Origin of the sequence: Pseudonocardia sp. 73-21 (assembly GCF_001899645.1) — a bacterium.
Taxonomy (GTDB): Bacteria; Actinomycetota; Actinomycetes; order Mycobacteriales; family Pseudonocardiaceae; genus Pseudonocardia.
In genome coordinates this window covers 1-6,210 of record NZ_MKVV01000087.1, presented here as the reverse complement: position 1 = coordinate 6,210, position 6,210 = coordinate 1, and the positions used below count along the sequence as shown (strand labels likewise).

At 67.6% G+C, this 6,210-nt stretch carries 6 protein-coding genes and 2 pseudogenes; 3 read left to right on the top strand and 5 right to left on the bottom strand.

Translation table 11 applies throughout. From position 1 onward, the window contains the following. Together BGP03_RS27555 and BGP03_RS27550 are read left to right on the top strand one after the other, a co-directional pair. Positions 1-389 (top strand): hypothetical protein (locus BGP03_RS27555; protein ID WP_299738060.1); only part of this gene is annotated, 389 nt, incomplete at its 5' end. 468 nt (positions 390-857) lie between these two features. Beyond that, positions 858-1,040 (top strand): annotated as a pseudogene (locus tag BGP03_RS27550) (transposase); the annotation flags it as partial. A 387-nt stretch (positions 1,041-1,427) separates the two neighbouring features. Here BGP03_RS27550 and BGP03_RS27545 read toward each other — a convergent pair. Continuing rightward, complete coding sequence (locus BGP03_RS27545; protein WP_298799845.1) at positions 1,428-2,588, bottom strand: IS701 family transposase; 1,161 nt, start codon at positions 2,586-2,588, stop codon at positions 1,428-1,430. Positions 2,589-2,676: 88 nt separating this feature from the next. Between BGP03_RS27545 and BGP03_RS27540 the strand changes: the two genes are divergently transcribed. After that, the gene (locus tag BGP03_RS27540; RefSeq protein WP_298799842.1) at positions 2,677-3,882 is read left to right on the top strand and encodes a GAF domain-containing SpoIIE family protein phosphatase; all 1,206 of its coding nucleotides are present in this window, start codon (positions 2,677-2,679) and stop codon (positions 3,880-3,882) included. Positions 3,883-4,074: 192 nt separating this feature from the next. On the opposite strand, the gene BGP03_RS27535 is transcribed toward BGP03_RS27540, so the two are convergent. The 4 genes and pseudogenes from BGP03_RS27535 to BGP03_RS27520 form a co-directional block, all read right to left on the bottom strand. After that, on the bottom strand, positions 4,075-4,311 hold the full coding sequence (locus BGP03_RS27535) for a DUF1918 domain-containing protein (RefSeq protein ID WP_296370951.1): 237 nt from the start codon (positions 4,309-4,311) through the stop codon (positions 4,075-4,077). A gap of 59 nt (positions 4,312-4,370) precedes the next feature. After that, on the bottom strand, positions 4,371-4,739 hold the full coding sequence (gene mimD / locus BGP03_RS27530) for a propane 2-monooxygenase effector subunit MimD (protein WP_296370952.1): 369 nt from the start codon (positions 4,737-4,739) through the stop codon (positions 4,371-4,373). After that, entirely contained in the window at positions 4,736-5,929 is a 1,194-nt protein-coding gene (locus tag BGP03_RS27525) for a toluene hydroxylase (RefSeq protein ID WP_296370953.1), read from the bottom strand. Before BGP03_RS27525 ends, mimD begins: the two co-directional genes overlap by 4 nt. Before the next feature lie 94 nt (positions 5,930-6,023). Beyond that, positions 6,024-6,210 (bottom strand): annotated as a pseudogene (locus BGP03_RS27520) (methane monooxygenase); the annotation flags it as partial.

Below are 6,210 nucleotides of genomic sequence, written 5' to 3'. Positions count from 1 at the left end.
GATCCGAACCTGGACCGATTACCCGGCCAGGGCTGCGTGACAAGCCACTAGTTTGCACCCAGGCCCGCACCATCAACGAGGTCGACGACATGGCCCGCGACCTGATCGCGATCATGACCGGCCTCGAGCCCGGCTCCGTCGACCTCGACGTACGGATCCAGCTCCCCGACAGCGTGCGAGCACACCTCTCGGAGGTCGAGCGAGCCCGCGACGCCGAAGCCCAGGCCCGCTCGCACGCCGCCACCGAACTTCGAGCGGCCGCCACCGAACTCAAGAACGCCGGACTGTCCGTACGCGAGCTCGGCGCCGTCCTCGGGATCTCCTACCAACGCGCCAGCCAGCTCACCTGCGGAAACAGCCTTCCCGCAGAGCGGCGCCGCGCCAGCTGATACGTCTACGGGATAGGGCATTCCCAGCCGCAGTTGCGCACCGAATCGAAGACGACGACGCCCCGGCCGGCGACCGCGGCGAGTCCACCACGGCGTCGACGCTGCAGAAGCCGTTAAGGCTCAAATCGTGCGGTGCATCCTAAGTGGACATGCAGTGGCTCGGTCGGGAAGCAGTTCCGCGCCATCAACGGCTACATGAACACCCTACGGTCGCTATGCGAGACGCTGGAGAACGTCGCTCGACCCGTGGACACCATCAGCCATTCTGACGACTCCACAGCCGCCTGATGATCATTCGGTCGTAAACGACGTCTCACGAGACTCGGGACTTCCTGCAAAACCCGCGAAGCCGCGACAATCGCACGAGCATGATGATCGCCCTGGGTTTCTGCCGTGCGACTAGTACTGCAACGGCGCTTGCCGTCGGTAGTGGCAGGTTCGGGCGACCACGACCTGGACGCGGCCCGGCCGCTGGTCATCGACGTGGACGCGACCCTGGTCACCGCGCACTCGGAGAAGGAAGGCGCCGCGCCGACGTTCAAGCGCGGGTTCAGGCATCACCCGTTGTGGGCGTTCGTCGACCACCGCCCGAGCGGCACCGGGGAACCGCTCGCGGCGCTGCTGCGACCCGGAAACGCCGGCAGCAGCACCGGCCCCCGGATAGCCTGCAAGACTTCGGACCGCTCACCGGTGTCACTTCACGGTGTCATTGAGCTCGCCTCAGGTCGACTACGGGTTCGGGCACTCGTCTGCGCTCTGCGGCCGGCCCGGGGACAGGCGGCGCGATGCCTGGATAAGGCTGGGCCGGTTTGAGACACTGAGCTCTTTCAACCTGGTCGAGCGGATTGCCTGGTACTGCAACGGCGCTTGTCGTTCAGAGTGGTGGGCATTGACCTCGCCGTCGGTAGTGGCAGGTTCGGGCCTGGTGTTGTCGTCGGCGTCGCCAGTTCGACCAGGTGATCGCGCTGGTCACGCAGGCCACGGGCGCCAGGACCAGGGCAGCGAGCAGGCGGCGGATCTCGTTGCCCGACAACGGGATCAGCCCGCCGTGACCGGCGTCGGGTCCCCCTTTTCGGCCTCCTGGGCGTGGGTGGCGGCGAGGTAGGCGGCGGCGAGCATGGCCAGGGTGATGTGGGCGTGCCAGGCCCGCCAGTCCCGGACCTGGTACTGATCGAGCCCGGCCTCGTTCTTCGCGGTCTGGAAGCACTCCTCGATCGCCCACCGCGCGCCGGCCACCCGGATCAGCTCCCGCAACGGAGTCGCGATGGGGCCGGCGCAGCGGTAGAACGCCAACTCCTTGCCGGTCTTGCCGGGCGCAGGTGCAGTCTGTCGGCGGAGCAGCAGCCAGTGGCCCCACCCAGCAGGCAGCCCAGTGGGGTCAAGGGTGACCCCGATCCAGTCGTAGATGCGTTCGCCGTGCGCGCCGGGCCCCATCGAGCGCCGCTCCCACCCACCGCCCCGTCCGGCGATGGTGGCCAGCACCTTGGCCTGGCGGCGGTGCCCGTCCGGGCTGGTCAGCACGTCGTCGTTGCGGGTGGCCAGCACGAACGGCACCCCACGCTCGGCCAGCCACGAGCGGAAGGTCGGGTTCTGCCCGTACGCCCCGTCCGCGGTCACCCATCCCGTCAGCACCCCGTCGGCGTGCGCGCGGGCCAGCATCGCCACACCCTGCTGCGGCGTGGTCACGAACCCGGTCCCGTCCGGGATCCCCGCGTCGGCGCACCGTTGCGGGTCCTCGGTCCACGAGGTCGGCAGGTACAGCTCCCGGTCGATCAACGCCCGGCCCTTGTTGCTGGCGTAGGCCAAAAACACCCCGAGCTGACAGTTGTCGATCTTCCCGGTGGTGTCGGTGTACTGGCGCTGCACCCCGGCCGAACGCACACCCTTCTTGATGAACCCCGTCTCATCGACGATGAACACCCCGGTCACGTCGTCACCGAGCTGGTCCAGGACGTAGCCGCGCAGGTCGTCACGCACGCCGTCGACGTCCCAGTCCGCGGTACGCAACAACCGCTGCATCCCGTCCGGCGACACCGCCCCGGAGTGCTCGGCCAGCGTCCAGCCGTTCTTCCGTTCCAGCCCGGCCAACAGCCCCCGCAGGTAGATGCCGACCCGCCGGCGCGGCTCGGACCTGGCGAATCGCCCCGAGATCAGCTCCACCACGGCATCCAACGACGCCACCCACCCGGCAACACCCACCACGGGGTGATGATCACCGCCAGACAGACCTCAGCATCCCACGACGCGCCGCAACTGCCGTTGCAGTACTAGCGATAGGGTCTGACGGATGTCGACCACGCGCGGCGAAGGCGTCGAGCGGCTGCGCCGGATCGACGCACTCTTCGGCGGCGACCTCGGCCATCTCAACCTCGAGGACCTGCTCAACACTCTGGTCGAACGGGTACGCGCCGTGCTCGACGTCGACACGTCCGCCGTACTGCTACTCGAGCATTCCGGTGGAGAACTCGTCGCGACCGCGGCCCGCGGCATCGACGAAGAGGTCCAGCAGGGTGTGCGCGTCCCACTCGGCGTCGGGTTCGCCGGTCGCGTCGCTGCCGGGAAACGAGCGGTCGTCCTCGACGACGTCACACCTGCGAACGTGCACAACCCACTTCTGGTGCGACGCGGCATCCGGTCCCTGCTCGGCGTGCCGTTGCTCGTCGGGGGCGACGTCCTGGGCGTGCTGCACGTCGGAACACTGACACCACGGTGCTTCACCGACGACGACGTGAACCTGCTCCAACTCGTCGCGGACCGGGTCGCGCTTGCACTCCAGGCACAGATCTCCCAGGCCGAGCGCACGGCCGCGGCCAGACTGCAACGCAGCCTGCTCCCACCCGCGCTGCCGTCGATCCCCGGTCTTCAGCTCGCGGCTCGCTACGTGCCAGGCGAAGGTCAGGTCGGCGGCGACTGGTATGACGTGTTCCCGCTGCCGTCCGGTCAGGTGTGCATCGTGGTGGGCGATGTCGCGGGCCGCGGGCTCCCAGCGGCCGTCACCATGGGCAGGCTGCGGACAGTGTTCCGCGCGTACGCCCTCGACGGCGAGGAGCCGGCCGGACTCCTGACGCGAGTCGACCAGTACATCCGCTACTACGAGCCCACCACGCTCGCGACCGCCCTGTGCGCCGTCCTCGACCCCCGACACCAACGGATGCTCATCTCGACCGCAGGTCATCCACCACCGATGCTGGCCGAGCCCGGTCGCGACACCGCGCTCGTCGACCTACCCCACGACCTGTTGCTTGGTGTCGACGCCACACTTCCCCGCCATGTCACCCATCTCGAACTCTCCGTGGGCGCGGCCGTCTGCTTCTACACCGACGGGCTCGTCGAGCGTCGCGACACAGACATCGACACCGGTCTCGACCGGCTCCGCCGCGCCATGCCCACCCAAGGCGCCGAGACGGTAGCAGCGATGATCATGGCCGAACTCGTCGGCCGCGACCAGACCCACGACGACGTCGCACTTCTCGTCCTGACCCGACTGGAGTGACCCCAGAGCCGAAGCCCGACCGATACGGTGACATCCCGTGCCCGGGATGCAAGATCAATCAGCCGAGGACGAGCAGCGTCGCGACCCGGGGAGGGTGACCGCGGGCTCGCGGGCGCAGAGCCCCTCTTCGGCGACTGTCGCGGTGGCTCCAGGATCAGCTTCCCGGTCCCTACCTGACGCCTCTCTGACCCCTCAAGGACGAAGGTGTTCCAGTTCGGTGGTTGTTGGGGCGTGATCCACCAGCGCCCCGGACCCAGGGACGAAGATTGCGCTGTGGCCGTCCTCCCAGCGCATCACATACGGCGGCTCCCCGTCCGGTCCCAAGACTTCGAGCACCTCACCGAAGCGGCTTGCATCACCGACATGCTGGCCATGGACTGTGATGTGATCACCGATTGTCGCTTTCACTTTTTCTCCCTGTTCGAGCACCTGCCGCCTTCCGGCGGACCCTCCCTCCAACCCATCGATCAACTCACGTGAGTGCGGATTCAGCTGGTCACCGCCAGATCAAAACCGAGGTACTTGGCGGCGTCCTCCGGGTTTGCGAACATGATCGTCCGGCCGTCCTCATGGACCATCCGACCGTAATGGGTCGACATGTTCTCCTCGAACTCGGCAGCGTCGAACCACTCCTCGTCCTCGCCGGCGGCCTCGTCGATCTCGGAGTAGACGAAGTCCATCCGCTGCGCCGCATCGACGCGGATCATGGAGGGCAGGTAGGTGATGGTGACGCCGTCCTTGAGCCCCATCATCTCGGCCACGATCGCCCCGACCTGATTGTTCATCAGCGTCACCCCACACATGTTGGAGGGTGAACTGTTCGAGGCGAACGGGCTCTGCGCAGTTGCGGTCGTCATGTGTCCGGCTCCTGGGAGAGTTCCAGCCCGAGTTCGGTGACGATGCCGGCGAACCGGTTCCGGGCGCGGTCGAGAGCGTGCTCGAACGTTCGGGGCTTCATGTCGGGCAGGGACCACAGTGGTTCCATGGTGCGTGCCGCCTCCAGACAGCGCGGCACCCAACGCGACAGCCAGCCCTGCATGATCGTCACGTTGTGCGCGGCGAACTCCTTGTCCGCGGTCAGCGGGCCGAAGCAGGCTTGGGTCCAGCGCAGGTCACGCTGGGAGTAGTCGTACTCGGTGGCGCCCACGATCGTCGGGGTCACGAAGTCCCCGTTCGCGGCGGCGAACTGCTGGACCATGTGGCTGCGGAACAGCTCACCCAGCAACGGCTCGAAGACGACGTTGGTGGCGAACATCGACTCGCCCCAGTCGTCGTCGATCGCGGTCAGGGCCTCCACGACCTCGCGGACGCCCTGCCACTCGCCGTCGTTGTTCCACGCATCGAGGTGGGCCCGGCCGTCGAAGTCTTCGATCTCCTCGCTCAACGTCAGGTTGTACAGCGCGAGGTCCTGAGCGGACCGGATCTTGTGCATGCTGTTCACGGCGATCGCGGTGTTGTGCATGTTCGTCGGCGCGGACCGGTTGCACGCGGCGAACACGTACAGCCCGAGGATGTGGTCGATGTGCATCCAGGCGCCGATGTGGCGCTCGACGAAGCGCACCCAGTTCGGTGACCACTGCTCGAACGCCTTGGCCTCGCGGGCGTTCTCGATGTTCTGGTTCAACTGGCGCACGACGTTGGCGTTGTAGCGGTAGAGGGTGAACTCCCACTCCTCGTTGGGGTCGCGGAACTCGTGCCAGCCGTGGGCGGGCCACTCGAAGTCCTTCGGGAGACCGCCGGAACCGGGGCCGCGCTGCGGCTCGGGCTTGTCGACACCCCACGCCTTGAGCGTGGTCCAGGTCAGCGGGTAGCCGGCCTCACCGTTGGCGAAGCCGTAGAGCCAGCCCTGGGCGAGGTAGTGTCGGGGGTCGGGCTGGACCTCGACGGTCACGTCCTCGTAGTGGGTCTGCTTGCGCTTCGCCGGAGTGAAGTAGTTGTACCTGCGCGCCGACGCCCCGGAGTCGGGGAACACTTTCGCGCCGGCCTCGGCGTCGGTGAAGCTCACCGTCGGGACGCTTCTGACGGGCTGCTCCTGTGTCGTGGTCATGGTCCGTCCGCTCCTTCCGGTCTCTGCTGCTGGTGAGCTTGTCGCGGTGGTTGTGCTCGGCGGGCACACGACGCCAGGCGCCTGATCCGCGCGATCAGGCGGTGGGGGGTGCCGGTCGTCCGGCCGGGCCCTGACGGCGGTAGTCGTCGATGAACGCGGCGCGGCCGGCGTCGTCCATCTCGTTGAACAGGACGTTCGGGCTGCCACACGGCGGGCAGCGACGCAGGTGGTCCAGCGTCCACATCTTCTTGGGGTTCAAGTCGAGGTGGGGCTGTGCCGTC